Source organism: Streptomonospora nanhaiensis (assembly GCF_013410565.1).
Taxonomy (GTDB): domain Bacteria; phylum Actinomycetota; class Actinomycetes; order Streptosporangiales; family Streptosporangiaceae; genus Streptomonospora; species Streptomonospora nanhaiensis.
In genome coordinates, this window is record NZ_JACCFO010000001.1 from 992,581 (window position 1) to 1,018,701 (window position 26,121).

23 protein-coding genes and 1 pseudogene are annotated in these 26,121 nt (G+C 74.0%); 10 read left to right on the forward strand and 14 right to left on the reverse strand.

What is annotated here, in order from left to right:
• Positions 1-27: 27 nt before the first annotated feature.
• The 5 genes and pseudogenes from HNR12_RS04280 to HNR12_RS04300 all read right to left on the reverse strand — a co-directional run bounded on the left by HNR12_RS04280 (position 28) and on the right by HNR12_RS04300 (position 4,556).
• Positions 28-690, reverse strand: coding sequence for a TetR/AcrR family transcriptional regulator (locus HNR12_RS04280; protein WP_338119719.1), 663 nt, complete (start codon positions 688-690; stop codon positions 28-30).
• An 85-nt stretch (positions 691-775) separates the two neighbouring features.
• Positions 776-1,653 (reverse strand): annotated as a pseudogene (locus HNR12_RS04285) (IS5 family transposase).
• Positions 1,654-1,741: 88 nt separating this feature from the next.
• Positions 1,742-2,647, reverse strand: a complete 906-nt coding sequence (locus HNR12_RS04290) for a transposase (protein WP_179766270.1) — start codon at positions 2,645-2,647, stop codon at positions 1,742-1,744.
• A 62-nt stretch (positions 2,648-2,709) separates the two neighbouring features.
• Positions 2,710-3,675 carry an aldo/keto reductase gene (locus tag HNR12_RS04295; protein ID WP_179766271.1) on the reverse strand — a complete coding sequence of 322 codons (966 nt, stop codon included), beginning with the start codon at positions 3,673-3,675 and terminating at the stop codon, positions 2,710-2,712.
• Positions 3,676-3,944: 269 nt separating this feature from the next.
• Positions 3,945-4,556: a TetR/AcrR family transcriptional regulator gene (locus HNR12_RS04300; protein ID WP_179766272.1), complete on the reverse strand. Its 612-nt coding sequence runs from the start codon at positions 4,554-4,556 to the stop codon at positions 3,945-3,947.
• A 173-nt stretch (positions 4,557-4,729) separates the two neighbouring features.
• Here HNR12_RS04300 and HNR12_RS29045 point away from each other — a divergent pair, with 173 nt between their 5' ends.
• Positions 4,730-4,864, forward strand: a complete 135-nt coding sequence (locus HNR12_RS29045) for a hypothetical protein (RefSeq protein WP_274706711.1) — start codon at positions 4,730-4,732, stop codon at positions 4,862-4,864.
• A gap of 44 nt (positions 4,865-4,908) precedes the next feature.
• Here the strand turns inward: HNR12_RS29045 and HNR12_RS04305 are convergent, their stop codons facing one another.
• Positions 4,909-6,159 carry an acyl-CoA dehydrogenase family protein gene (locus HNR12_RS04305; protein WP_179766273.1) on the reverse strand — a complete coding sequence of 417 codons (1,251 nt, stop codon included), beginning with the start codon at positions 6,157-6,159 and terminating at the stop codon, positions 4,909-4,911.
• A gap of 196 nt (positions 6,160-6,355) precedes the next feature.
• Positions 6,356-7,792, reverse strand: a complete 1,437-nt coding sequence (locus HNR12_RS04310) for a helix-turn-helix transcriptional regulator (protein WP_179770397.1) — start codon at positions 7,790-7,792, stop codon at positions 6,356-6,358.
• A 228-nt stretch (positions 7,793-8,020) separates the two neighbouring features.
• On the opposite strand from HNR12_RS04310, the gene aceA reads away from it, so the two are divergent.
• Together aceA and HNR12_RS04320 are read left to right on the forward strand one after the other, a co-directional pair.
• Complete coding sequence (aceA, locus tag HNR12_RS04315) at positions 8,021-9,319, forward strand: isocitrate lyase (RefSeq protein ID WP_179766274.1); 1,299 nt, start codon at positions 8,021-8,023, stop codon at positions 9,317-9,319.
• Between the two features lie 162 nt (positions 9,320-9,481).
• The gene (locus HNR12_RS04320; RefSeq protein WP_179766275.1) at positions 9,482-10,381 is read left to right on the forward strand and encodes a CPBP family intramembrane glutamic endopeptidase; all 900 of its coding nucleotides are present in this window, start codon (positions 9,482-9,484) and stop codon (positions 10,379-10,381) included.
• Here the strand turns inward: HNR12_RS04320 and HNR12_RS04325 are convergent.
• Positions 10,378-11,631, reverse strand: a complete 1,254-nt coding sequence (locus tag HNR12_RS04325) for a CynX/NimT family MFS transporter (RefSeq protein ID WP_308118354.1) — start codon at positions 11,629-11,631, stop codon at positions 10,378-10,380. The genes HNR12_RS04320 and HNR12_RS04325 overlap by 4 nt on opposite strands.
• 159 nt (positions 11,632-11,790) lie before the next feature.
• Here HNR12_RS04325 and HNR12_RS04330 point away from each other — a divergent pair, with 159 nt between their 5' ends.
• Entirely contained in the window at positions 11,791-12,468 is a 678-nt protein-coding gene (locus HNR12_RS04330) for an FCD domain-containing protein (protein ID WP_179766277.1), read from the forward strand.
• Here HNR12_RS04330 and HNR12_RS04335 read toward each other — a convergent pair.
• Positions 12,432-13,163, reverse strand: a complete 732-nt coding sequence (locus tag HNR12_RS04335; RefSeq protein WP_179766278.1) for a TetR/AcrR family transcriptional regulator — start codon at positions 13,161-13,163, stop codon at positions 12,432-12,434. The two genes, HNR12_RS04330 and HNR12_RS04335, sit on opposite strands and share 37 nt — an antisense overlap.
• Before the next feature lie 259 nt (positions 13,164-13,422).
• Between HNR12_RS04335 and HNR12_RS04340 the strand changes: the two genes are divergently transcribed.
• The 4 genes from HNR12_RS04340 to HNR12_RS04355 all read left to right on the forward strand — a co-directional run bounded on the left by HNR12_RS04340 (position 13,423) and on the right by HNR12_RS04355 (position 17,716).
• Positions 13,423-14,223, forward strand: coding sequence for an ABC transporter permease (locus HNR12_RS04340; RefSeq protein ID WP_179766279.1), 801 nt, complete (start codon positions 13,423-13,425; stop codon positions 14,221-14,223).
• Entirely contained in the window at positions 14,220-15,020 is an 801-nt protein-coding gene (locus HNR12_RS04345; RefSeq protein WP_308251346.1) for an ABC transporter permease, read from the forward strand. The genes HNR12_RS04340 and HNR12_RS04345 overlap by 4 nt, the downstream gene beginning before the upstream one ends.
• A gap of 21 nt (positions 15,021-15,041) precedes the next feature.
• Positions 15,042-15,986, forward strand: coding sequence for an ABC transporter ATP-binding protein (locus HNR12_RS04350; protein WP_179766280.1), 945 nt, complete (start codon positions 15,042-15,044; stop codon positions 15,984-15,986).
• Positions 15,987-16,111: 125 nt separating this feature from the next.
• The gene (locus tag HNR12_RS04355; RefSeq protein WP_217782697.1) at positions 16,112-17,716 is read left to right on the forward strand and encodes an alkaline phosphatase D family protein; all 1,605 of its coding nucleotides are present in this window, start codon (positions 16,112-16,114) and stop codon (positions 17,714-17,716) included.
• A gap of 61 nt (positions 17,717-17,777) precedes the next feature.
• On the opposite strand, the gene HNR12_RS04360 is transcribed toward HNR12_RS04355, so the two are convergent.
• From HNR12_RS04360 to HNR12_RS04370, 3 genes are all read right to left on the reverse strand, one after another.
• On the reverse strand, positions 17,778-18,452 hold the full coding sequence (locus HNR12_RS04360; RefSeq protein ID WP_338119720.1) for an RraA family protein: 675 nt from the start codon (positions 18,450-18,452) through the stop codon (positions 17,778-17,780).
• A gap of 202 nt (positions 18,453-18,654) precedes the next feature.
• On the reverse strand, positions 18,655-19,530 hold the full coding sequence (gene folP / locus HNR12_RS04365) for a dihydropteroate synthase (RefSeq protein WP_179766281.1): 876 nt from the start codon (positions 19,528-19,530) through the stop codon (positions 18,655-18,657).
• Positions 19,531-19,642: 112 nt separating this feature from the next.
• Positions 19,643-20,587 (reverse strand): Lrp/AsnC family transcriptional regulator, encoded by a 945-nt coding sequence (locus tag HNR12_RS04370; protein ID WP_179766282.1) that lies wholly within the window; start codon positions 20,585-20,587, stop codon positions 19,643-19,645.
• Positions 20,588-20,962: 375 nt separating this feature from the next.
• On the opposite strand from HNR12_RS04370, the gene HNR12_RS04375 reads away from it, so the two are divergent.
• Positions 20,963-22,540 carry an LCP family protein gene (locus HNR12_RS04375; RefSeq protein WP_179766283.1) on the forward strand — a complete coding sequence of 526 codons (1,578 nt, stop codon included), beginning with the start codon at positions 20,963-20,965 and terminating at the stop codon, positions 22,538-22,540.
• Between the two features lie 87 nt (positions 22,541-22,627).
• On the opposite strand, the gene HNR12_RS04380 is transcribed toward HNR12_RS04375, so the two are convergent.
• On the reverse strand, positions 22,628-23,176 hold the full coding sequence (locus HNR12_RS04380; RefSeq protein ID WP_308118972.1) for a flavin reductase family protein: 549 nt from the start codon (positions 23,174-23,176) through the stop codon (positions 22,628-22,630).
• 359 nt (positions 23,177-23,535) lie between these two features.
• On the opposite strand from HNR12_RS04380, the gene HNR12_RS04385 reads away from it, so the two are divergent.
• The gene (locus HNR12_RS04385; protein WP_179766285.1) at positions 23,536-24,312 is read left to right on the forward strand and encodes a hypothetical protein; all 777 of its coding nucleotides are present in this window, start codon (positions 23,536-23,538) and stop codon (positions 24,310-24,312) included.
• Positions 24,313-24,409: 97 nt separating this feature from the next.
• Here the strand turns inward: HNR12_RS04385 and HNR12_RS04390 are convergent, their stop codons facing one another.
• Positions 24,410-25,750 carry an MFS transporter gene (locus HNR12_RS04390; protein WP_179766286.1) on the reverse strand — a complete coding sequence of 447 codons (1,341 nt, stop codon included), beginning with the start codon at positions 25,748-25,750 and terminating at the stop codon, positions 24,410-24,412.
• Positions 25,751-26,121 lie beyond the last annotated feature (371 nt).

Genomic DNA, 26,121 nt, shown 5'->3' on the forward strand with positions numbered 1-26,121 from the left:
CATGGGGGTGGTGTGCCGCGCGCCCGGTCACCACGGGTCTCCGGCGGCGTCGAGGTCGGCGACGATCTCGTGCACGGCGCGCCCGGGCGGGGCCACCGCGAGCAGGCCCCGGATCTCGGCGATCAGCAGCAGGCGGGAGAACTCCCGACCGGTCACCGAGGGGAGCCGCAGGTGCGCCGGGCCCAGGCGGGCGTCGTCGAGCAGCATCCTCACCACGGCCTCGCGCTCGCGCTGGTACCCGGCCTCGTCCACGGCGTTGTCGCGCTCCTCGGCGAGCGCCGACCAGGTGACCAGGGAGGCGACCGCCGAGGCGAGCACGATCGCCGCCTCGGCGGAGTACCCGCGCCGCTCCAGCGCCGCCGTCTCGTGCAGGAGCAGCCGCATGCCCGACTCGCCGCGCGGGAACAGCACCTGGAGGTAGCCCGCCAGGCCGGGGTGGGCCAGCAGGAAGCCCCGCAACTGCCCGGCGAAGGACACCAGGTGGGGCTCGATGCCGTGGTCGGGGTCGTCGTGGAGCACGAGGTCGGCCAGCAGGCTCTCGCCGACCAGCCGCTCCAGCTCCCAGCGGCCCTCGATGTGGCGGTACAGCGCCGTCGCCGACACACCCAGCTCCGCCGCGACGGCGTTGACGCCCAGCCGGCGCATGCCCAGCGCGCGGCCGGCGCGGACGATCTCGGCGGTCGACACCACGGCCGGTCGGCCGCCGTGCCGCCGTCCGGGACCACAGGGGGTGCCGGGAGCCGGGGCGGCGCGCCCGGCCTCCCGCGGCCCCGTGCTAGGCAGTGTTTTTTGATTTAGTGAGGTCGCGAAGCCAGATGCGGATGGAGGCGAGCTGGACGGTTCCGTCATAGACCGCAGCCCTCTTGTCGTACCTGGTCGCGACCGCCCTGTTCTGCTTGAGCAGGTTGATCGCGCGCTCGACGGTGTTGCGGCCCCGGTAGGCCTGCCGGTCGAAGGCCGGCGGCCTGCCTCCCCGTGATCCGCGCCTGCGCCGGTTGGCCCGCTGGTCGGCGGGCTGGGCGATGGTCGCCTTGATGCCGCGCGCCCGCAGACGGGCGCGGATCGCGGCCGAGGAGTAGGCCTTGTCGCCCAGCAGGCGGTCGGGACGGGTGCGGGGCCGGCCCCGGGTCCGCGGCAGCCGCAGCGCACCCATCAGCGGCGCGAACATCAACGTGTCGCCGCGCTGGCCCGGGCTGGTTGCGATGGCAAGGGGGCGGCGGCGGGAGTCGGCGAGCAGGTGGATCTTGGTGGTCAGCCCGCCCCGGGACCGGCCCAGCGCTTCGGATCCGTCCCATTCCTCCCGAACCGCGTCCCCTTTTTCGCCGCTCCGGCGGCGTGGTGGTGGGCGCGCACCAGGGTGGAGTCGATTCCCACGTCCAAGGGCCGGCCGGTGGCGGCGTCGATACGCAGCCGCTCGGCGATCCTGTCCCAGGTTCCGTCCAGGCACCAGCGGCGGTGGCGTCCGGCGGCGGTCTCCCAGGGGCCGTAGCGTTCGGGCAGGTCGCGCCAGGGGATACCGGTTCTGGTCCGGAAGAGGATGGCGTTGATGACGCGGCGGTGGTCGGCCCACCGCTTGCCTTTGCGAGGGTGGGCGGGCATGAGCGGGGCGAGCAGGTCCCACTCGGCGTCGGTGAGTTCATGGCGTCGGACCATGAATCCCAAGGATTACCGAAGACCAGCCCGCCCCGCAGACCTTTCAAAAAACAGGACCTAGATCGTTGATGGGGAATTGGTGCCCTGGTCAGTGGTCGTAAGCGATCAATGACCGCTTGACCGGGGCCCCGATCAGCCAGTTGTGCCAGATCGCGGCGTTGAGCGCGCACACCCGCTGGCAGGTGCGCGCCCACAGGCCCTCGGTGGTGCGGGCGGCGTGGCGCTCCAGGCCGAGCTGGTTCTTCAGCGTCCAGATGACGGCCTCGATCCGCTGGCGCAGCCGGGAGGGGAACACCTTCACCTCGGGTTCGGGCTCGTCCTGGCGGACCGGGCGGATGAGCAGATGGCCCACCTCCTCCGCGGCGGTCTCGATGCCGGCTCCGGCGAAGCCCTTGTCACATACGATCGGCACTGGCCCTGGGCCGGGGGCGCAGTCGTGGACGTGGAGCAGGTGCAGGGCCTGCTTGCGTTCGTCCAGCTCCTTGGGGTGGGCCAGGGAGAAGGCGGTGACGGCCCCCTCAGCGGTGGTGATGAGCATGAGCTTGGCGCCCCAGTAGAAGGCGTGGTGGGACTTGTCCATCCCGTACCCGGCGATCTCACCCAGGCCGGAGCGGTTGACGGTGACGCGGGAGGCGCCGCAGCGCACCGGGGTGCCGTCCATCAGCCGCAGGCGCTCCCACCAGGTGGGCACGGCCCGGGCCAGCCACCTCGCTGCTGTGAGCAGGGCCGGTCCCAGATCGCACAGGTGGCGGTTGTACTCGGACTGGCCGGGCAAGCGGGGGAAGAGGTGGCCGATACGGGCGGGGGCAGCGCGCATCCAGTGACGTTCGGAGTCATGGCGCAGCAGGACCTGGGCCACCGCGACGCAGACGAGTTCGGCGTCGGTGAGAAGCCGGTTGGGGCCGCGTTTGACGGGTTGTTCGCGCGAAGGCAGGACGTGGTCGTCCAGGTGGACGTAGAGTGCGGTCAGAAGGGCGTCAAGGTTGGTCGTCACACACCGATCCTCGACGCCCTTCGCCATGTCCGCAGGAGATTCAGAAAACCCCCATCAACGATCTAGCGGGCCGCGTCCAGCCTCACCCGCTGGTCGGCGGTCAGCTCCAGCTCCACCGCGTCGAGCACCTCGTCCAACTGGCTGACGGAGCTGGCGCCCACCAGGGGCAGGACCTGGGGGTCGTGGCCCAGCAGCCAGGCGGTGACCACCTGGTTGCGGGTGGCACCGGTCTCCTTGGCGACCTCGTCCAGCGCGGCCAGCCGCGCCTGCGTGCCCGGGTGGTCGTAGGGCGGCGACAGCGGCTTGTCGGGCCGGGTGTAGGCGCCCGACAGCAGGGAGGAGTACACCAGGACGGGCAGCCCGTGGACCTTGGCGAAGTCCAGCAGTTCAGGGCTCGCGTGCACGTGGCCCCCCTCGGGGAAGGGCACGTCGTAGCGCGGCTGGAGGTAGCTGTAGCGGTACTGCAGCACCGAGTACCCCGGCCGGCCGCTCGCGGCGGCGACGGCGCGGGCGCGCTCCAGCCGCCAGGCCGCGTGGTTGCTCGCGCCCAGGAGGCCCACCACGCCCTCGTCGACCAGGTCGGCCAGGGCGGAGAGGGTCTCCTCCAGCGCCACCGACCGGTCCTCGATGTGGGTGTAGAGCAGGTCGACGCGCTCCACGCCCAGCCGCTCGCGGCTGGCGCGGGCGGCGGCGCGCACGGTGTCGCCGGCCAGCCCCTGGGCGGCCTCCAGGCCGGCGCCGGGCACGGTGGGCTGGGCGCCGACCTTGGTGGCCAGCACGACCTCGGGGTAGTCCCGGGCGGCCAGCCAGCGGCCGAGCAGCGCCTCGCTCTCGCCGCCGCGCCCGCCCGGCGCCCAGAACGCGTAGTTGTTGGCGGTGTCGATGAAGGTTCCGCCGGCCGCGACGAACCGGTCCAGGATGGCGAACGACTCCTCCTCGCCGACCGTGGTGCCGAACGGCATGGCGCCCAGGCAGACGGCGCTGACCTGGCGGGTGGACTCTCCGGATCCGATGGTGCGTGTGCGCATGAGGTTGCTTCCGTTTCTCACCGGCCCCCGCGGGGGCGCTGCCGACGCGCGGCGGCGGCGCCGGGCCGGGCCCGGGCCGCGCCGTCGGTGACATCCTGGGAGGTGGAGCGCGCTCCAGGTCAAGCCCGCGCCCGCACCGGCCCGCCCCCGGGAGGCGCATCCGCCCGCACCACGCAGGCGCGCACGCCCTGTGGCACGGCCCCGCGCGCGGCCGGCCTGCGGAGAAGGGCGCGGGGCGCGCCGGCGCTCGGGTGCCCGGGGCGGCCGGGCTACGGCCGGGCGGTGATGGCTCCGGCCACGGAGGCGGCGAGGTCCTCGATGATGGCGTCCTCGGCGACCTCGGGATGCTCCAGCCACCACTCCCCCGCCGCCTGCACCATGCCCACCACCGCGTGGGCCACGATCTGGGCGCGCACGGGGTCGGCCACCTCGCCGTCGGCCAGCAGCACCCCGGCCAGCTCCTCGCCCAGACGGCGCACCATCATGCCCAGGTCGCCGCGGGTACGCGGGTCCTCCGAGGTCGCGCGGTCCATCAGGAACCGGTAGAGGTTGAGGTTGCCCCGGATCATGCCCAGGTAGGCGCCCACGGTGGCGCGGGTGCGGCGCGCCAGGGAGGTGTCGGCGTGCAGTTCGGCGCGCACCCGCTCCATCAGCGGGTCGACGTGGCGCCGGGCCAGGGCGCGGTAGAGCCCGCTCTTGTCGCCGAAGTGGCGGTAGAGGATCGGTTTGCTGATCCCGGCCTCGGCGGCGATGGCCGACATCGAGGCGTCGGGGCCGTCGCGCTGGATCACCCGGTCGGCGGCGTCGAGGATGGCGCGCCGGCGCTCGGGGTTGCGGCCCCGGGCGGCGGGCGCGGTGTGCTGAGCGGGTTCGGAAGCCACCCGTCAGACGGTAGCGCCTGGCGGGCGGCGCCGCGCGGGGACGGAGCGGCCCGCCGTCAAGGCGCCGCACGGTGCGGCGGACAACCTGGCCACCAGGTCACGGGGCCGAGTTCTCCTTTTTGAACACAAAGCGAGACGATACAGCGACACAACGTCACAGGAGTAGTGATCCCATGAACCGACTCATCGCCGCGCTCGCCCTCGCCGGACTCGCCGCCCTTACCCTCGGCGCCCTTCCGGCACACGCCGAGGGGTTTTTCGACGACGTTTTCCGTCCTGGCTGTTCAGAAAGCCGGCGGATCGTCTGACATGGCAGGCGTCCGCCGGATTCCCTCCCGGAGAGACCGGTGGTTCACCGCACCGGCAGGCCGGTGACCGCTCGGCCGATGATCAGGCGCTGGATCTCGCTGGCGCCCTCGAAGATCGTGAAGATGGTGGCGTCGCGGTGCCAGCGCTCGACCGGGTACTCCTTGGTGTAGCCGTTGCCGCCCAGGATGCGGATGGCGTTCTGGGTGACCCAGGTGGCGGTCTCGCTGGCGAACAGCTTGCTCATGGAGCCCTCCGCCTGGGCGAACTCCTTGTTGTTGCGGGCCATCCAGGCGGCGCGCCAGACCAGGAGGCGGGCGGCGTCGATGCGGGTGGCCATGTCGGCCAGGGTGAAGGCGATCGCCTGGTTGTCGGCGATCGGCCTGCCGAACTGCCGCCGCTGGACCGCGTAGTCGCGGGCGTACTCATAAGCGGCGCGGGCGCAGCCCACCGCCATGGCGCCGACACTGGGGCGCGACGCCTCGAAGGTGCGCATGGCCGCCTGGCCGCGCGAGCGCTGCCCCTCGCGGGCGCGGGCCAGCCGCTCGTCCAGCTTCTCCTTGCCGCCGAGCAGGCAGCGGCCGGGCACGCGCACGTCCTCCAGCACGACCTCGGCGGTGTGGGAGGCGCGGATGCCGTGCTTGCTGAACTTCTGGCCCTGCGACAGGCCCGGCGTGCCGGGCGGCACCACGAAGCTGGCCTGGCCGCGCGAGCCGAGTTCGGGGTCGACCGAGGCCACGACCACGTGCACGTCGGCGATCCCGCCGTTGGTGGCCCAGGTCTTGGTGCCGTTGAGGACCCACTCGTCGGCGGCCTCGTCGTAGACCGCCCGGGTGCGGATGGCGCTGACGTCGCTGCCGGCGTCGGGCTCGGAGGAGCAGAACGCGCCGAGCTTGACGTCGTCGGGCGAGCCGAACATCTGCGGCACCCACTCGAACAGCTGGTCCTGGGTGCCGTTGCCGGCCACGGCCACCGCCGCCAGGGCGGTGCCGGTGATGGACAGCGCGATCCCCGGGTCGCCCCAGTACAGCTCCTCGAACGCCACGGGGATGCCCACGCCGCTGGGCTCCAGCCACTGGTTGGCGAAGAAGTCCAGCGAGTACAGGCCGATCTTGGCGGCCTCCTGGATGATCGGCCAGGGGGTCTCCTCGCGCGCGTCCCACTCGGCGGCGGCCGGGCGGATGACGTCGCGGGCGAACCCGTGCGCCCAGTCCCGGACGTCGCGGACGTCCTCGTTGAGTTCGAGGCTGAACCCGGCGGCGGCCTGCTCCTGGGGCTCGCTTGCGGTGTCGCTCATCTGCACTCGTCCTTTGCTCAGGGGGCCTCGGCGGCGCGAGGGGGCGGCGGCGCGCGGGCGGGGGGCGCGCCGCGCGCGGCCGCGCAAGTGTTACCAACGGTAACATGATGGTCCGGCGGCACGGAAGTGCGCCCGGCCCGGCTCCCCTGGCGCTCCGCCGCCCCGGCCGACGCCGCACCCTTTGTCTCCGGCCGGACTACTCGGCCTGGTGGCGCTCCAGGAAGGTGTAGACGTCGGTCTCGTCCACCCCGGGGAAGGTGCCCGAGGGCAGGGCCGAGAGCACGTGGGAGTGCGCGCGGGCCGAGGGCCACACGTTGCCCTCCCAGCGCGCCGCCAGGTCGGCGGGCGGGCGCACGCAGCACTCGCCGGTGGGGCAGTTGGACTTGGTGCGGTTGGTGGTCTCCCGGCCCCGGAACCAGCGGGACTCCTTGTAGGGCACGCCCAGGGTGATGGCGAAGTTGCGCTCGCGGCTGGGATCGACGTGGGCCACGCACCAGTGGGTGCCGTTGGGCTTGTCGGTGTACTGGTAGTAGATCGAGTAGCGGTCCGGCGACATGAACACCTGCCGCCCCGACCAGTACCGGCACATCCGCTGGCCCTCGATGGCGCCGGTGTCGTCGGTGGGGAAGATCAGGCCGTCGTTCTCATACGCCTTGTAGATGATCCCGGTCTCGTCGTTGCGGATGAAGTGGCAGACCAGGTCCAGGTGCCGGTAGGCGAGGTTGGTGAACCGGTGCGCCGCCATCTCGTAGGACACCGAGTAGACGTCGCGCAGATCCTCCACCGACAGGTCGCGCGCCTTCTTGGCCTCCTGGAGGTAGGGCACCGCCGTGCCCTCGGGGATGAGCACGGCCGCGGCGAAGTAGTTGGCCTCCACCCGCTGGCGCAGGAAGTCGGCGAAGTCGCGCGGCTGGGCGTGGCCCAGCACGAAGTGGCCCAGCGTCTGGAGCAGGATGGTGCGCGGGCTGTGCATGCCCAGCGACTCCCGCTTGAGGTAGAGGCGGCGGTTGCGGGTGTCGGTGACCGAGCGGACCGAGCGCGGGAGGTCCTGCACGTAGCGCAGGGTGAACCCGTGGTGGGTGACGATCGCCAGGATCTGGCCCTGCGACAGCGCGCCGCCGCTGTAGCCCACGGCGTCGAGGGTCTCCTGCGCGGCCTTCTCGATGGCCGCGAAGTAGTTGCCGCGCTCGCGCATCTGGCGGCGCAGTTCGGCGTTGGCGCGGCGCGCCTCCTCGGGCGAGGCGGTGGGCTTGGCGCTGCGCCGCTTCAGCTCGTCGTAGAGCCCCACGATGTGCTCCAGCACGTCGTTGGGCACCCGCTTGCCGACCTTGAGGTGGGGCAGGTCCAGGGACTGGTACAGGGGGTCGCGCTGGGCCTCCTCGACCGCGATCTCCAACTGGGCGCGGCGGCTGGGCGGCTGGCGCGACAGCAGCTCCTCCACCGAGACGCCCAGCGCCTGGGCCAGGGCGGTGAGCAGGGACAGCTTGGGTTCGCGCTTGCCGTTCTCCAGCAGGGAGAGCTGCGAGGGCGCGCGGCCCACGCGCTCGCCCAGGTCCGACAGGGTCATGCCGCGCGTGCGCCGCAGGTGCCGCAGCCGCTGGCCAAAGGTGACCAGATCGAGGTCCCCCGGCAAAGACGGTATTTCTTCAGTCCCGAAGTACGCCATGGGTTCATCATAGAGAAAGAATGAAAGATCTTCACCGCGAATCGTCTCGAAAAACCCTGGAACTTTGCGAAGAATCGTTGTTACCGGCGGGGAACAAGCCGCCGGGGAGGCCGCGGGACCACCCGGGCCGCCCCGGGGGCGGGTCTCCAGCCGGCACCACATCCAGGGGAAACACGCGAAGGCGGGTGACAGGCCATGAGCATCAGCGGTCGTCAGCAGGAAGCGGCAGCGGCGCTGCGGCAGGAGTGGGAGACCAACCCCCGGTGGGCCGGGATCCAGCGCACCTACTCCGCTGAGGACGTGGTCCGCCTGCGCGGTTCGATCACCGAGGAGCACACCCTGGCGCGGCTGGGCGCCGAGCGGCTGTGGGACCTGCTGCACACCGAGGACTACGTCAACACCCTCGGCGCGCTCACCGGCAACCAGGCGGTCCAGCAGGTCCGCGCGGGCCTGAAGGCCATCTACCTGTCGGGCTGGCAGGTCGCCGCCGACGCCAACCTCTCCGGCCACACCTACCCCGACCAGAGCCTCTACCCGGCCAACTCGGTCCCGCAGGTGGTCCGCCGCATCAACAACGCCCTCAAGCGCGCCGACGAGATCACCTGGTCCGAGGGCGACGAGTCCGCCCCCTACTGGCTGGCGCCGATCGTCGCCGACGCCGAGGCCGGGTTCGGCGGTGTCCTCAACGCCTACGAGCTGATGAAGGCCATGATCGCGGCCGGCGCGGCGGGCGTGCACTGGGAGGACCAGCTCGCCTCGGAGAAGAAGTGCGGCCACCTCGGCGGCAAGGTGCTCATCCCCACCGGCCAGCACGTCAAGACGCTCAACGCCGCCCGCCTGGCCGCCGACGTCGCCGGCGTGCCCAGCCTGGTCATCGCGCGGACCGACGCCCAGGCCGCGACCCTGATCACCAGCGACGTCGACGAGGCCGACCGCCCCTTCATCACCGGCGAGCGCACCGGCGAGGGCTTCTACCGGGTCCGCAACGGCCTGGAGGCCTGCGTGGCGCGCGGCCTGGCCTACGCGCCCTACTCCGACCTGCTGTGGATGGAGACCTCCACCCCCGACCTGGAGGTCGCGCGGCAGTTCGCCGAGCGCATCAAGGCCGAGTACCCCGACCAGATGCTCGCCTACAACTGCTCGCCGTCCTTCAACTGGAAGCGGCACCTGGACGACTCCACCATCGCCAAGTTCCAGCGCGAACTGGGCCACATGGGGTACAAGTTCCAGTTCATCACCCTGGCCGGGTTCCACTCGCTGAACTACTCGATGTTCGACCTGGCCAAGGGCTACTCCGAGAGCGGCATGAGCGCCTACGTCGAACTCCAGGAGAACGAGTTCGCCGCCGAGGAGCAGGGCTACACCGCCACCCGCCACCAGCGTGAGGTCGGCACCGGCTACTTCGACCTGGTCAGCACGGCGATCACGCCGGACGCCTCCACCACCGCCCTCACCGGATCGACCGAAGAGGACCAGTTCTCAGCGGCTCACTGACACTGGATCCTCCTTCCCTGACGGCAGCCCGCCCCGCTTTCGTGGCTGGGGCGCGGCGGGCAGGCCGTCCCGCGCCGGCCTCGCGGCAACCGTGTCACCCGCGAGGCCGGCGCCTCTGCGTGCGCGGCCGACCGCGTGCGGGACCGCCGGTCAGCACGTGCCATGATCGGGTCCATGGCCGAGCCCACCTCCGACGAGCGCGCCGAGCCGCACGCGACCCCCGGCTCCCCCGGCTCCCCCGCCTCCCCCGGCGCGTCCGAGCCCGCCGCACCCCGGCCGCGCGCTCCGCTGCCCGCCGCCGCCGCGCTCACCCCGCGCCTGCTGCGCGGCGAGGTCGCGATGGTGCTGCTGCTGTCGCTGGCCGCCGCGGCGGTGTCGGCCGTCATCTCCTTCGTGGGGTCGATCACCGCCCCGGAGTCGCTGGCCGAGCAGACCGCGAGCCTGGTGGGCTCGCGCGCCGAGGCCGAGCGCCCCTGGCTGGACCTGGCGCGCCAGCTGGCCGCCGTGCTCTTCGCCCTGGCCCCGGTGGCCCTGGTGGTCCACCTGCTGCACCGCGGCACCGAGTCGGCGGCCACCATCGGGTTCGACCTGCGCCGCCCCGGCCGGGACCTGCTGGGCGGCGCCGTTCTGGCCGCGCTCATCGGCTGCGGCGGCCTGGTGGTCTACCTGGTGTCCTGGCGGCTGGGCCTGACGGTCACCGTGGCGCCCAGCGCCCTCAACGAGCACTGGTGGACGCTGCCGGTGCTGGTGCTCCAGGCGGTCAAGAACGGCGTGCTGGAGGAGGTGATCGTGGTCGGCTACCTCATGCTGCGGCTGGACCAGCTGGGGTGGCCGCCGGTCCGCGCCGCCGTGGCCGGGTCGCTGCTGCGCGCCACCTACCACCTCTACCAGGGCGTGGGCATGTTCTTCGGCAACCTGGTGATGGGCCTGGTGTTCTGCTGGTTCTACCGCCGCCACGGCCGGGTGATGCCGCTGGTGGTGGCGCACTCGCTGATCGACATCGTGGCCTTCGTCGGGTCGGTCTACCTCATCGGCCGCGTCGACTGGCTCCCCGGAGCCTAGCCGACCCGCTCCAGGGAGTCCTCCAGGTAGCGGGGGCGGCCCAGCAGCAGGCCCACCGCCGCGTTGGCGGTGACCAGGACCAGCACCAGCAGCAGCGGGGCGTGCCAGCCGCCGGTCAGCTCGTGCAGCATGCCGAACAGGAACGGCCCCACTCCCGCCATGAGGTAGCCCAGGCTCTGGCTGCTGGCCGACATCGCGGCGGTGGCGCCGGGGGTGCGGGTGCGCACGGCGAAGAAGGTGAGCGCCAGGGTGAAGGTGGCCATGCCCACGCCGATCAGGGTGGTCCACACCCAGGTGCCCTCCAGCGGCGACAGCCACAGCCCGGCCAGGCCGGCCAGGTAGCAGGCGTAGAAGACGAGCACGAAGGCCCGGTGGTCGCGCACCCGGGCCATCAGCCCGGGCAGCGCCAGCGAGGTGGGCACCGACAGCGCCGTCAGGTAGGACAGCATCAGCCCGGCCTGCGCGGCGTCCATGCCCTGCTCGCGCAGCATCTGGGCGAACCAGCCGAAGAGGATGTAGGCCACCGTGGACTGGGTGCCGAAGAACAGCACGCTCTGCCAGCCCATGCCCGTGCGCAGCACCTGGCGCAGCCCCAGCGGCGCGGAGCCGCCGGCGCGCGGCGGGTCGTGGCGCAGCAGGCCCAGCCACGGCAGGGCCGCCACCAGGCCCACCGCCGCGTAGCCGCCCAGCGCCAGCCGCCAGCTGCCGCTCGCCTGGTACACCGGCACGGTCGCGGCGGCGGCTATGGTGGTGCCCAGGGCCAGGAAGGTGGTGTAGACCGTGGTCATGAGCCCGACCCGGCCGGGGAAGTGCTGCTTGACCAGGGTGGGCAGCAGCACGTTGCCCACCGCGCCGCCGGAGAGCGCCACCGTGCTCAGGGCCAGGAACAGCCAGGCGTTGTCGACCAGCGGCCGGGTGGCCAGGCCGAGCGCGATCGCCAGGAGCGCCGACAGCAGCAGCCGGTGCTCGCCCAGCCGCCGGATGAGCAGCGGGGTGAGCGCGCCGAACACCGCGAAGCACAGCACCGGCAGCGTGGTGAGCACACCCGCCAGCACCCCCGACATGCCCAGGCCGCCGGTGACCTCGTCCAGCAGCGGCCCGACGCTGGTGATGGCGGTGCGCAGGTTGAGCGCGGCCAGCGCGACACCGCCGACGAGCAGCCAGACGACGCGGCGCGGACGCCGGGCCGTGGCGGTCGAGGGTTCGGCGTCGGCCCGCGGGGCTGCGGAGTCGACTGAGGCGCCCGTCACGCGGTCTCCTAGAGGTGGGATCACAGGATCTACATCATGACCGTAACGCATTGCCCGCGACGGCCAATTCCCGGCCGAGACTGGTCTAAGCTCCGGCCTAACCGCCCGCACAACCGCCGGCCCCTTCGTCTCGTGGCCGCCTGCCCGTAGGAGGTTCGCGTGCCTCTCGCCTCGACCCGCCGCACCGGCCTTGTCGACCAGGTCATCAGTCAGCTCCGCGCCCAGATCGACTCCGGCGAGTGGGCGGTCGGCGACCGCATCCCCACCGAGTCCGAGCTGTCCGAGCAGCTTGAGGTGGGGCGCAACACCGTCCGCGAGGCCGTGCGCGCCCTCGCCCACGCCGGCCTGCTGGAGATCCGCCAGGGCGCGGGCACGTTCGTGCGCGCCTCCAGCGAACTGGGGGGCGCGCTGCGCCGCCGGCTGGAGCGCTCCCGGCTGCGCGAGAACCTGGAGGTCCGCCGGGCGCTGGAGATGGAGGCCGCCCGGCTGGCGGCCCTGCGCCACACCGAGGAGGACCTCGCCGAGATCGACCGCGCCATCGGGCTGCGCGAGGCGGCCTGGCGCGAGCGCGACATGAGCGCGTTCGTGGAGACCGACTTCGCGTTCCACCGCGCGGTGGTCAACGCCACGCACAACTCGCTGCTGATCGAGCTGTACGACGACATCGCCCAGGTGGTCTACGACAGCATCGCGCACACGGCCTACGGCCAGCCCTCCACCGACGAGGGCATCGACCACAACGGGCTGGCCGAGGCCATCCGCTCGGGCGACGCCGACCGGGCGCTGCGCGAGGCCGCCTGCTACCTGGACGAACTGCTGTCGCTGGCGGGCGAGTAGCGGGGCGGCGGCCCGGCCGGCGGGCGCAGCAGCAGGCTGCTGCCCACGCGCCACATGGCGTCCAGCACGGCGGCGCGCGGCGGGTCGCCCTCGCCGCTGAGCGCCTCGGCCATCAGTTCGCGGAAGGCGCCCAGGACCGCGGCCGCGGCCAGGCGGGGGTCCACCGACGCGTCCAGTTCGCCGTCGGCCTGGCCGCGGGCGATGCTGCGCGCGGCGATGTCGATCTGGCGGGCCACGCGTTCGGCGTCGACGTGGGCGGCGGCGGGTTCGCGCAGGCGGCGGCCCACGATCATCCGGCCCAGCGGAGCGTCGCACAGGAAGTCGATCTCGCGGGCGATGCGGTCGTGCTCGCGCTCGGGCCAGGACGCGCCGGTGTCCAGGCGGGTGGTGAACACCTCGGAGTCGTAGCCGTCGTAGAAGGTGTTGACCACCGCCGCCACCAGGCCGTCCTTGCTGCCGAAGTAGCGGTAGAGCAGGCCGGCGGAGACCTCGGCGCGCCGCGCGACGGCGGCGACCTCCAGGTGGCCGCCGCTCGCCAGGATCACCTCCTGGGCCTCGGCGAGTAATCGCGCCCGGGTGGCGCGCCCGCGCGGTGAGACCGCGCCGGGTGCCGCCTGCGCGCGGTCGCGGGCGCGGGTGCCGCCGGAGCCGCGCCCGTCGCGCTCGGTGCCGCTTCCGCCACTCCTCGTGTCCACGCCAGCCCCCAGTGTGCCGCCGGTGCCCGGTGGGCGCGGCCGGCCGCCGCGTCCGCGCCCAGTCTGCCGGTCCGGCCCGCCGCCCGCCCCCGGCTTAGCCGGATCCGGCCAACCGGGTGGCCCGCTCCGCCCGGGAGCCGCCGCGGAACGGAGGGATGTCGCCGGTGTGCTAGGGTTTTCGGCTCCGGCGTCCCGGACCTGAGTCACCCAGGGCCGTGCCACTTTCCGAACCCCCTTGACGAAAGGAAGGCACGGCACGGTGCGGGTGTACCTCTCGGTGTTCGGCTGCGCCCTGCGCCGGTACTCCGGCTATCGCGCCGCCACGGCGGCGGGGCTGTTCACCAACAGCGTCTTCGGTGTCATCAACGCGCTGGTGCTGCTCGCGGTCTTCGCGGCGCGCCCGCAGATCAACGGCTACACCGCGATCGACGCGGTCACCCAGGTCTACGTGGCCCAGGCCCTGCTGGGCCCGGTCGACATCATCGGCCGCCCGCTGGCGCTGGCCGAGCGGATCCGCTCCGGCGACGTCGCCGTGGACCTGCTGCGCCCGGCGCACCCGCTGCTGTGGTTCCTCGCCCAGGACCTGGGGCGGGCCGTGTTCGCCGCGGTCTTCCGCAGCGTGCCGACCTTCTGCGTGGGTCTGGTGCTGTTCCGGCTGGCGCTGCCCCAGGAGCCGGCGCGCTGGGCCGCCGCGGGCCTGGCGCTGCTGCTGGCCGTGCTCGTCTCCTTCGCCTTGCGCTACCTCTACGCGCTGGCGGGCTTTTGGATCGGCGACGCGCGCGGCGTGACCGCGCTGGCCGGCACGGTGGGGCCGCTGTGCTCGGGCCTGGTGCTGCCGCTGGTGCTGTTCCCCGACGCGGTGGCCGCGGTCCTGCGGGCGCTGCCGTGGTCGGCGCTGGTGCAGGTGCCCGCCGAGATCGTGCTGGGCAAGGCCACCCTGCCGGGCGGCACCGTGCTGGGCGGCCTGGTGTTCCAGGCGGCGTGGGCGGCGGCGCTGCTGGGCCTGGGCGCGCTGCTGACCGCGCGGGCGGCCCGCCGGGTGGCGGTGCAGGGCGGGTGAGCGCGGTGGTGACCTACGTGCGCCTGGCGTGGGCGTGGACGCGTGCGCTGGCCCAGTACCCGGCGTCGCTGGCGATGCTGACGGCGGCGCAGGCGGTGGCCACGGTCGGCGAACTGGCGGCGCTGGTGTTCCTGTTCGGCCACGCCGGGCGGCTGGGCGGGTTCGGCCTGCACGAGGCGCTGCTGGTCTACGGCCTGGCCGGGCTGGCGTTCACGCTGGCCGACCTGCTCATGGGGTCGGTGGAGCGGCTGGGCGAGCACATCCGCACCGGGGCCTTCGACGTCATGCTCGTGCGGCCGGTGCCCGCGCTGCTGCAGATGGCCGTCGAGGAGTTCTCGCCGCGCCGGCTGGGCAAGGTGGTGCCCTGCGCCGCCGCGCTCGGCTGGGCGCTGGCGGCGCTGCCGGCGGAGTGGACGCCGCTGCGCGTTGCCGCCGTGCCGGTGCTGGTCGCCTCGGGCACCGTCATCTGCTGCTCGGTCTGGGTGATCGGCGCCTGCCTGCAGTTCGTGGCCCTCGACGCCCGCGAGGCCGCCAACTCGGTGACCTACGGCGGCCAGGCCATGGCGCAGTACCCGCTGGCGGTCTACGGCCGCGAGGTGGCGCGGGCGGCCACCTACGTGGTGCCGCTGGCGTTCGTGAGCTGGCAGCCCGCGCTGTACCTGCTGGAGCGGCCCGACCCGCTGGGCATGCCGGAGTGGCTGCGCTTCGCCCCGCCGGCGGTGGCCGTGCTGCTGGCGCTGGCCGCCGCCGCGGTGTGGCGCGCGGGCCTGCGCCGGTACCGGTCGACGGGAAGCTGACGACGCGAGAGGAGGCGGCCCGTGGCGGCCGTGATCGAGGCCGAAGGGCTGGGCAAGGACTACACCGTGGCCGAGGGCCCGCTGCTGCGCCGGAGGCGGCGCCGGGTGAGCGCGGTGCGCGACGTCTCCTTCCGGGTGGCGCCCGGGGAGATCGTCGGCTACCTGGGGCCCAACGGCGCGGGCAAGTCGACCACGCTGAAGATGCTGATCGGGATCCTGGCGCCCAGCACCGGGCGGGTGCGGGTGACCGGGCTGGAGCCGGTGCGCGCCCGCACCCGGCTGGCCCGGCGGATCGGGGTCGTCTTCGGCCAGCGCACCACCCTGTGGTGGGACCTGCCGCTGCGCGACAGCCTGGCCCTGACCCGCCACCTGTACCGGGTGCCGCGCGCCGACCACGCGCGGCGGCTGGCCGAACTGACCGAGGTGCTGGAGCTGGCGCCGTTTTTGGCCACCCCGGTGCGCCAGCTCAGCCTGGGCCAGCGCATGCGCGGCGACCTGGCCGCCGCGCTGCTGCACGCGCCCCAGGTGCTGGTGCTGGACGAGCCCACGATCGGGCTGGACGTGGTCAGCAAGACCGCCATCCGGGAGTTCTTGCTGCGGCTCAACGCCGAGCGGGGCACCACCATCCTGCTCACCACCCACGATCTGGGCGACGTGCAGCGGCTGTGCCGCAGGGTCATGGTGATCGACGGCGGCCGGCTGGCCTTCGACGGCGACCTCACGGGGCTGCACGCGGTGGCGCCCTCGCCGCGGACGCTGGTGGTGGACCTGGCCGCGCCCGCCGCGCCGATCGCGGTGCCCGGCGCGCGGACCGTGCGGGTGGAGGGGCCGCGGCAGTGGCTGGAGCTGGAGGGCAATCCGGCGCGGGTGATCGCCCAGGTGGCGGCCGACTACGAGGTGGCCGACATCACGCTGCGCGAACCCGACATCGAGGAGGTGGTGCACCGGATCTACGCGGATCGGTGACGGCAACGGAGTGTCACGCAGACTTCACCACTGCGTGTCCGTAGCCTCGACAAGCGGACACAACGGGACCGGACGATCACTCGCGGACACCGCAGGACCCCGCCCATCCCCGCTGGAGGTTCGTCTTGCCCGCCATCCTACCGCCCGCGCGCAGTGCCGCGTGGCCCAAACGACGCAGGTTCCTGGGAATCGGCACCGCCTCGGCCGCCGCCGTCGCGCTGGGCACCGGCCTGTTCGCCTCGGCGCCGGCCTCCGCCGACAACCGCCGCTCCCCCGGCTACCCGTTCACCCTGGGTGTCGCCTCGGGCGACCCCGCCCACGACGGCTTCGTGCTGTGGACCCGGCTGGCGCCCGAGCCGCTGGCCGAGGACGGCTCGGGCGGCATGCCGCCCGAGCCGGTCGACGTGGAGTACGAGGTGGCGCTGGACTCCCGGTTCACCCGCGTGGTGCGGCGCGGCAGTGCCGTGGCCTCCCCCGAACTGGGCCACTCGGTGCACCCGGAGATCACCGGGCTGAGCCCGGCCCGGGAGTACCACTACCGCTTCCGCGCGCTCAACGAGATCAGCCCGGCGGGCACGGCCCGCACCGCGCCGCCGCCGACCTCGCTGACCGGCGGGCTGGCGTTCGCGTTCGTGTCGTGCCAGAAGTGGGACCAGGGCCACTACACCGCCTACGAGCACCTGGCCCAGGAGGATTTGGACCTGGTGCTGCATCTGGGCGACTACATCTACGAGTACCCCATCGAGGGCGACCTGCGCGGCACCGTGCCCGACCACCTGCTGGTGGAGACCACCCGCCTTGAGCACTACCGGGTGCGCTACGGGCTGTACAAGTCCGACCCCCACCTCCAGGCCGCCCACGCCCGGTTCTCCTGGGTGGTCACCCCCGACGACCACGAGGTCGACAACAACTGGGCCGACGAGATCTCCCAGGACGACGACCCGCCCGAGGAGTTCCTGGACCGGCGCGCCCAGGCGTTCCAGGCCTACTACGAGAACATGCCGCTGCGGCGGGCCTCCATGCCGGTGGGCCCCGACATGGGCCTGCACCGCCGCCTGCCCTACGGGCGGCTGGCCGACTTCACCATGCTCGACACCCGCCAGTACCGCGACGACCAGCCCTGCGGCGGCCGGATCGTCGACGACTGCCCCGAGCGCTTCGCCGAGGACCACTCCATCCTGGGCGAGGCCCAGCGGGAGTGGCTGATCGACGGGTTCCGCCGGTCCCAGGCGCGCTGGCACGTGCTGGGCAACCAGTCGCCGATGACCCAGACCGACCACCTGGAGGGCGAGGCCGAGCGGGTGTGGACCGACCCCTGGGACGGCTACGCCGCCGACCGCGAGCGGGTGCTGACCGCCGCCGTGGAGGAGGGGGTGCACAACCTGGTCGTGGTGACCGGCGACCGCCACCAGAACTACGCGGCCGACCTCAAGGCCGACTACCGCGACGAGGACGCGGCCACGGTGGCCGCGGAGTTCGTGGGGACCTCGGTGGCCACCGGGGGCGACGGCCAGGACATCGGCGAGCAGGGGCGGGCGTTCCTGGCGGCCAACCCGCACTTCCACTTCGTCAACGAGCAGCGCGGCTACGTGCGCTGCCGGGTGACGCCGCGCGAGTGGCGGACCGACTTCCGCGTGGTGCCCTACGTGAGCCGGCCGGGGGCGCCCGTCTCGACCCGGGCGACCTTCGTGGTCGAGGACGGGCAGCCGGGGGTGGTGCAGTCGGCCTGACGCCGCGCGCGCCGGGCGCCCGGCCGGCGGGCCCGGCCCGCCGGCCGGGCGCCCGGGGTCCTCAGCCGGCCCGCTCGGCCGAGCGGGCGGCGCTGACGGCGGCCCCCTCCCAGCCGGCCACCCGCGAGGGGTCGAGGTTGAGCAGGTCCAAGGTGGACTTGCCCGAGCACAGGGCGTCGAGCACCTCCTGGTCGTGGGAGACCGACTCCACGGCCGCCGCGACGATCTGGGTGACGCGGCCGCGCGGCAGGCACACCACGCCGTCGTCGTCGGCGACGATCCAGTCGCCGCGGCGCACGGGCGCGGGCGGGTGGTCGGCGGTGAACACGATCTCGCGGCCCACGGCGCCCCCGGCGTCGTGGCCGGGCTCGCGCACCGAGACCCCGGCGCTGACCACGGGCAGCCCCGTGCGGGCGATGGCGGCGACGTCGCGCACGCAGCCGTCGACCACGATCCCGCTGACGCCGCGCAGGCGGGCGGCCACGGCCAGGATCTCGTCCACGTAGCCGTACTCGGGCTCGCCGGAGACGTCCACGACCAGCGCCGACTCGCGCGGCGCCTGGGCGACGGCCACGTGGACGGCGAGGTTGTCGCCCGGTGCGCAGCGCACGGGCAGCGCCGCCGCGGCGAAGGCCGCGCCGGGCCAGACCGGGAACAGGTGCGAGCCCAGCGGCCGCGCGCCGGACCGAGTCAGCGCGGCCGTCCCTATCGCCGTCAAGGTGTCCGCAAGCGCCACGTCAGCCTCCCATTGCAACCGCGCCTGGCGGGCCGCCCGTCCGCGGGGCCGCGGACCCGCCCCGAGGGCGGGCCCGGGCGGCGCGCGGCGCGGGGAGGGCCACGGCACCTCCCCGGCGACCCGGCTGTTCATATACTCATGGGTAACTTAAGCGTGACGCAAGACATACCGCACGGAAATCCGCAAAAAACGCTACCGGCGGTTACACCCCGCTGTCCTGCCCGCCCTCCCCGGTGAGGTCGGCCACCGCGTCCAGGGCGGCGCGGGCGGCGGCCACGTCGTGCACCCGGAACACCGCGGCGCCCTGCCAGGCGGCCACGGCCAGCACCGCCAGCGTGCCCGCGCGCCGGTCGTGCACCGGGGCGTCCAGCGTCTCGCCGATGAAGTCCTTGTTGGACGCGGCCACCAGCACCGGCCACCCGGTGCGGACCAGTTCGCCCAGCCGGCGCGTGACCTCCAGCGAGTGGTAGGTGTTCTTGCCGAAGTCGTGGGTGGGGTCGATCAGCACCCGGTCGGGCGGCACCCCCAGCGCCACGGCGCGGCGGGCCAGGGCGGTCACCCGGTCCACCACGTCGGCCACCACGTCGCGGTAGCGCACGCGGTGGGGGTCGGTGCGCGGCCCCAGGCCGCCGGTGTGGCTGCACACCAGCCCCGCGCCCGCCGCGGCGGCCACGGCGGCCAGGGCGGGGTCGGCGCCCGACCAGGTGTCGTTGACCAGGTCGGCGCCCGCCTCGGTGCAGACCCGCGCGACCTCGGCGCGCCAGGTGTCCGCCGAGAGCACGATGGCCGGGTGGCGCTCGCGCAGCCGCGCCAGCAGCGGCGCCGTGCGGTCGATCTCCTCGGCGGGGCTGACCCGGGCGCCGCGCCCCGCCTTCACCCCGCCGACGTCGATGATGTCGGCGCCGTGCGCCACGGCCTCGTCGGCGGCGCGCAGCGCCGCGTCGAGGGCGAAGGTGGCGCCCGCGTCGTAGAAGGAGTCGGGCGTGCGGTTGACGACCGCCATGACGGCGGGGCGGCCGGGACCGAACTCCCGGCCGCGCAGCCGCAGCACTCCCCCGGGCACGCGGCCCTGGCCCATGTCCGCCCTCCCCGCGGCGCCGCGGAACCCCCTCCCGCCGGCACCTGCTCGACCACCCGGCGCCCCCTCCGGCACCCGGCACGCGCGCGCGGGCGCGGTGCCCGCGCCCGGGTCAGCGGGCCGCCCCCACCGCGGCCTCGGCCGGCGGCGCGCCCTCGCCGGCGCCGGGGGCGGCGCCGGCTCCGTGGCGCTCCTTGGCCACCACCAGGTGCTCCCAGGTCTCGACGTAGCTCGCCTCGGGACAGGACCGCACCGACTCCAGCGCCTCCACCAGCGCGGCGCGGTCGGGCGCGGTCGCGGTGCCGACGAGGTCGTAGCGCCCGAACCCGGTGGCGAGGAACGACACCCCCGCCAGCGTACCCAGCCGGGACGCCACCGCGGCGGCGTCGCCGCGGCAGCGCACGCCGAATCCGACCTGCTCGTTGGCGCCCACCACCGAGGGCTCCACGATCGCGGTGACGTGGACGACCCCGGCCTCGATCAGCCGCACCACCCGCGAGCGGGCGGCGGCCTGCGACAGCCCGACCTGGCGCGCCAGCTCGGCGTAGGAGGCGCGCCCGTCCTGCTGCAGGTGGCGCACCAGCCGCCAGTCCAGCGGGTCGATGGCGATGCCGCGTAGCGGCCGCACGCTGCTGTAGGCGTCCTTGACGATGGCGCCGCCGCGGAACGTCTCGGCGCCCTCCACGCCGGGCAGCGCGCGCAGCTCGGCCAGCTCCGCCGCCAGCGCGTCGTCGTCGCGCACCCGGACGTGGGCCACGACCGGGAAGCGCCCGGCCGTGTGCGCGGCGAACACGACCGCCTCGCGCCCCGTCAGCTCCTCCAGGACCGGCCTGACCGGACCGGAAACACGGAATGAAATGTGCGCGAACACCTCCATCCCCAGGACACCGGCGTGCAGGACCCCCACGATCCGGATCGCCCCGGCGCAGACGAGCTGCTTGACGCGCGCCCGTACCGCCGTCCGGGACAGTCCGACCCCGTCCGCCAGCGCCTGGTATGTGGCCCTTCCGTCCCCCTGCAGCGCCCTCATGAGCGCGGCATCGACCGCATCGAGCACGATGTCATGCCTTTCCCTCGCATGTCGGCGCCCATTCCCCCCGGGCGCCGCCCCTCCCTGCGGCCAGATCATGGCAGTTGTGGCGACGGTTAACTACTGATCACGAAAGAAACAAGGACGACTTTGGCCGTCCATGCTCGGAGATAGCGACATTCAACTTCATTCAGTCACGTATACCGACATCGCAGACACGTAACGAACAGGCCGTGGTTCGCCTCACGTGTGCGAACAACTCCGGCAAAGCGAGACACTGTTGTCCGGCATGTTCGGCGCCCCGCGCGGTAGGAGAAGGGGAAGTATGTCCTTCCGCGCCGTGATTCGTCCTCGAATCGGATGCGGGCGCCACCAGGGGACGGGCGGTCAGAAGGGAATCCCATGGCACAGCGAGGGGACCGGTCGGAGCCACGGGGGCCGGCGGCCGCCGCCCGGCCCGCGAGTACCTGGCGAGCGCTGCTGTGGACGGCGGGGTCGCTCCCGCTGCCCGGCCTGGCCCACCTGCGCATGCGCCGGCGCGTGCTCGGCTGGACCGTGCTGGGCTGCTACCTCGCGATGATCGCCGCCCTGGTGGTGGCCGGCGTACTGCTGATGCGCGGCGACCTGGCGCAGGGCGCGCGCCTGGCGGTGCAGGGCCGCTACCTGGCCGCGGCCTCCGCAGCCGTGTTCGCGGTGGCGGTGCTGTGGATGACCGTCGTCGTGCACTCCTGGGTGATCACCCGGCCGCCGTCCTCGGGGCGGATGGCCCGCGCCGGCGGCGTGGTCATCGTGGCGGTGCTGTGCCTGTGCATCGCCGCCCCGGCCGCCCAGGCCCTGCGCACCACCTACACCGCCTACGACACCATCAACTCGGTGTTCGGCCCCGAGGACGAGGACGCGCCGCACGACGCGGCCAACCCCTGGGGCGACCAGGACCGCGTCAACGTGCTGCTGCTGGGCGGCGACTCCGGCAGCAACCGCTACGGCATGCGCACCGACAGCATGATCGTGGCCAGCATCGACGTCACCCACGGCGACGTGGTGCTGATCGGCCTGCCGCGCAACCTGGAGAACGCGCAGTTCCCCAAGGGCACCGCCCTGGCCGAGGCGTACCCGCCGCCCTACGGCTTCGACAACCTCCTCAACGAGGTCTACCAGACGGTGGCCGAGGACCCCGAGCGCCTGGCCATCGACCCCACGGTCAAGGACCCCGCGGCCGACACCCTCAAGCACGTGATCGCCAACCTCACCGACCTGGACCTGGACTACTACGCCCTGGTCGACATGAAGGGGTTCGAGTCGCTGATCGACGCCATCGGCGGCATCGACGTGCACATCGACGAGCCCATCCCCTACGGCGAGGAGGGCGACGTCCTGGAGGCCGGCGACCAGCACCTCAACGGCAACGAGGCTTTGTGGTACGGGCGCAGCCGGGTCAACAGCGACGACTACGCGCGCATGGGTCGCCAGGGCTGCCTGCTGATGTACGTGGCCGAGCAGACCGAGCCCACCACCCTGCTCACCAGCTTCCAGGAGCTGGCGGGGGCCACCAAGCAGACGCTGCGCACCGACATCCCGCAGTCCAAGCTGCCGGCCTTCATCGACCTGGCCGAGCTGGTCACCAGCGAGGGCGAGATGGCGACCCTGCAGCTGTCGCCCCCGCAGGTCAACACCGCCCACCCCGACTGGAAGCAGATCCGCGACCTCATCGAGGACGCGATCAACGAGCAGGAGGAGGGGCAGGCCGCGCAGGGCGGCGAGGCCGCCGAGGACGACGCCGTGACGCCGCGGAGCACGCCCAGCGGCGAGGACCCCGCCGACGAGAGCGCCGCCGACGGCCAGAACGGCCGGCAGGGCACGCAGCAGCAGGGCGACCAGACCGAGTGGCAGGAGTACACCGGGCTGGCCGAGCCCTCCCCCACCACCCCGGGCCGCCAGGTCGGCGAGGACGCGACCGCGCTGGAGACCATCTGCCCCTGACCCCCGCCGGCCGCCCCTGACACCGCCCTGCGCGGGCGCCGCCCACGCGGCGCCCGCGCACCCGCGAAGGGCGCCGGGCGGCCCCGCTCAGGCGGTGAAGCGGCCGTAGCGCCCGCGGTGGTAGAGGAGGGGGCGCTCGGTGTCCTCGGAGACGTGCGCCTGGGCCACCCGGCCCACGACCAGCCAGTGGTCGCCCACCGCGAGGACGTCGTGCTTGAGGCACAGCACGTGCCCGGCTGCGCCCTGCAGCAGCGGCAGGCCGTCGGCGCCGCGCCGCCAGCGGGTGGGGTGGGCGAAGCGGTCGATCCCGCGCGTGGCGAAGCGCGCGGCGACCTCGCGCTGGTCCTCGCCGAGGATGTTGACCGCGAAGGAGGGCGCACCGCGCAGCGCGGGCCAGCTTCCCGAGCGGTCGTCGATGTAGAAGGACACCAGCGGGGGGTCGAGGCTGACGCTGGTGAAGGAGGTGGCGGTCACGCCCACCGGCCCCTGGGCGCCCTCGGCCGTCACCACGACCACCCCGGCGGCGTGGGCGCCCATGACGCGCCGGAAGGCGTCGGCCGACAGCGCGCCGTCCCGGGCCAGCCGCCGCCCGCCGTGCTCGTCCGAACCGGTTGCCGCCTCCGCCGAAGTGCGCACGCACGCCTCCATCCGCCGGCCGGGTCGGCCGGGTCGTCGTCCCTGGGGTCGGCACCGGAGCGCCGAAAGCGCGCACCGGTCCCCCTGGCACAGCCGCGCCCGCCGCGCCGGTATTCCCCGCCGCGGGGGGGGCGGTGGCGCGCCCCGGCAGGGCGCCGGAGGCGTGGCCGGTGCGCACGGCGGGCGGCGCGGGCGCGGGCGGCCACGCTCCGTGGCGCACCTCACCGCCTTGGCGGGGCCGCTGCGCCGCGTAGGGGCGGGGCGCGGGCCTGCGGCGGTCGCGCGGATGACTCAAACCATGACGGACCGTAACAATCAAAAGAGGGACTTCTGCCAACGAGACCGCTAAAGTCCGGCATATGCACTCGCAGAGGAGGCCGCGGCCCGGCCGGACCGGCCGTGCCCGCCGCGCCCTCGTGCTCGCCGTGGTCGTCGCCCTGTGCGGAACAGGGCTGGCGGCCGCCGCCCCGTGGCTGCTGGCGCGGGCGGGCATCGACCTCGACCGCACGGCGCTGCCGTGGGCCGACCCCTGCTCGGTGGACACCGGCGAGGGCACGGTCATGCTCACCCTGGCCCAGGCGCGGCGCGCCACGACGGCGGTGGCGCTGGAGGCGCGCGGCGAAGAGGGGCCCGACACCTCCGGCATCGACCCGGCGGTGCTGCGGCGGCTGCGCGAAGGCCCGCCCGACGACGCCGGCCCCAGCCTGACCTGCCGCGCCTCCACCACCGACGGCCTGGAGCGCGAGGACCTCACCGAGACCGGGCTGACCCCGCGCGCACAGGCGGTGCTCGACGCGATGGGCGAGGTCTTCGGCGAGATGAGCCTGGGCGGCTACGAACCCGGCGGGATCGGCACCGGGCACGGCGAGGACTCCGCGCACTACGACGGCCGGGCGATCGACGTCTTCTACCGACCGGTCACCGAGGAGAACCGGCGGGAGGGCTGGCTGCTCGCGCACTGGCTGGTCGCCCACGCCGAGGAGCTGCACATCGCCAACGTCATCTTCGACGACAAGATCTGGAACGCGCGGGGCTCGCGCGGCGGCTGGTGGCCCTACCGCTCGCCCGATCCGAACAACGAGATCCTGCGCCACCTCGACCACGTGCACGTGGACGTCCAGGAGGGCGGCGACTAGCGGCGGGCCGGGTGCGGCCGCGCGCCACGCGCGTGCGGCCGCACCCGGGAGCGCCGCCCCCCGGAGGCCCCCGGACGGCGCCCGGGAGCCGCGCGGCTCAGGCGTCGGCCGCCACCCGGGGAGCGGCGGTGCGGGGCACCGGCGCGGGCGCGGGCGCGGCGCCGGCGAGCCCGCCGGGGGCGGGCGCGCCCACCTGCGCGGCCGGGCCGCCGTAGGCGGCCGACGGAGCGCAACCGGCGGCGTCGAACGCGATGCCCGACCCGGTGCCGGCGTCGGCCACGGCCGCCCCGGCGGGCGCACCGCGCCGCGTGGCGCGGGCGGCCACGGCCAGGGGGACGAGCGCCGCGACGGCGATGGCCCCGCCGACCACGGCCAGCGCCCCGCTCCCCGCCGCCTCGATGACCCCGCCGCCGACGACTCCGCCCGCGCCCATGCCCAGCCACATCACGGCGGCGTTGAGCGCCACGGCCGATCCGGCGGCCGCCGGTGCGGCGCCGATCAGCTTGGCCTGCACGGCGGGCAGCACGCCCCAGCCGCCCAGGCCCCACAGCGCCAGGGCCGCGGCGGTGGGCACCGCCTCGCCGCCCGTGACGGGCAGCGCGAACAGTCCCGCCGCCAGCACCGCGAGGGCGCCGAGCATCGTCGCGTCGGCGCCGACCCGGTCGGTGGCCCAGCCGGAGACCACGTTGCCGAATGCTCCGGCCAGGCCGTAGACGACCAGCAGGGCGCTCAGCTCGCGGGGCCCGGGGCCGCCGAGGTCGGTCAGCACCGGCACGACGAAGGTGTAGACGGCGAAGTCGCTGACGGCGGCGAGCAGCGAGACCGCCAGGACGGCGGGCACCGCGGCGCCGCGCAGCACGCCCACCTGGGCGCGCAGCGGCACCCGGGGCAGGGCCCCGGTGCGCGGCAGGACGCGCAGGGCGGCCATGGCGGCCAGGCCCAGCAGCGCGATGGCGGCGTAGACGCCGGGGCGGCCCACCGGCCCGGCGAGCGCGACCCCGGCGGGCACGCCGAGCACCGTGGCCAGGGTGGAGCCGGTGACCACGAGCGCCACCGCGCTGCCGCGCCGGTGCGGCGGGGCGAGGTCGGCGGCCGTGACGACGGCCAGGGGCGTGAACATCGCGGCGCCCACGGCCGTGAGGACGCGGGCGGCCAGGAGCGCGCCGAACCCGGGCGCCAGCGCGGTGAGCAGGTTGCCCAGGGCGCACAGCGCCAGGGCGGCGGCCAGCAGCCGGCGGCGGTCACAGCGCCCGAACTGCGTGGACACCACGGGCGCGGCCACGGCGTAGGTCAGCGCGTAGACGGTGACGAGCTGCCCCGCCAGGGACACGGACACGCCGGTATGGGAGGCGATATCGGAGAGCATTCCGGCGATGACATAGGCACCGGTGGCAACGGCGAAGTTACCGAGAGCGAGGGCGAGAATCCTCACCGACATGGCGGCTCCTGCGGACAGAAATGCAGTGGGTGTGTTTTAGGGGTCGCCAAAGTTCCGATCGGCGACATAAAGTCGCGGCCGGTTGTTCGGGCAGGGTTGTCCAGTCCGCGGACGCGGTTTCCGAACCCGGCTGAATTCGGGCACGGCAAAGCGCGTTCACCGACTGAGTCGTAATGTGTTCACACTGTGAACGGTCGCCGGAGTGCCCGCCGGCCCACCGGGGCATGCCCCGCAGCCCTCCGCCCGCCGGGGCGTACCGGCAGGCAGAAGCACTGTCGTGGAGGACGGCGAGTGCGCGCCGCAATGGCGCCACTCCGATTTCCCAACCGTGTACCGAGTCCACGACTGGGGAGAAAAAGCCTCACCCGGCC

What these genes read in the sequence shown, in the direction of transcription:
- HNR12_RS04295 (WP_179766271.1), bottom strand. Translation starts at nt 3,675, where the DNA reads ATGCGCACACGCACCATCGGATCCGGAGAGTCCACCCGCCAGGTCAGC.
- HNR12_RS29045 (WP_274706711.1), top strand. Translation starts at nt 4,730, where the DNA reads ATGAACCGACTCATCGCCGCGCTCGCCCTCGCCGGACTCGCCGCCCTT.
- HNR12_RS04305 (WP_179766273.1), bottom strand. Translation starts at nt 6,159, where the DNA reads ATGAGCGACACCGCAAGCGAGCCCCAGGAGCAGGCCGCCGCCGGGTTC.
- aceA (WP_179766274.1), top strand. Translation starts at nt 8,021, where the DNA reads ATGAGCATCAGCGGTCGTCAGCAGGAAGCGGCAGCGGCGCTGCGGCAG.
- HNR12_RS04320 (WP_179766275.1), top strand. Translation starts at nt 9,482, where the DNA reads ATGATCGGGTCCATGGCCGAGCCCACCTCCGACGAGCGCGCCGAGCCG.
- folP (WP_179766281.1), bottom strand. Translation starts at nt 19,530, where the DNA reads ATGGGCCAGGGCCGCGTGCCCGGGGGAGTGCTGCGGCTGCGCGGCCGG.
- HNR12_RS04375 (WP_179766283.1), top strand. Translation starts at nt 20,963, where the DNA reads ATGGCACAGCGAGGGGACCGGTCGGAGCCACGGGGGCCGGCGGCCGCC.
- HNR12_RS04385 (WP_179766285.1), top strand. Translation starts at nt 23,536, where the DNA reads ATGCACTCGCAGAGGAGGCCGCGGCCCGGCCGGACCGGCCGTGCCCGC.
- HNR12_RS04390 (WP_179766286.1), bottom strand. Translation starts at nt 25,750, where the DNA reads ATGTCGGTGAGGATTCTCGCCCTCGCTCTCGGTAACTTCGCCGTTGCC.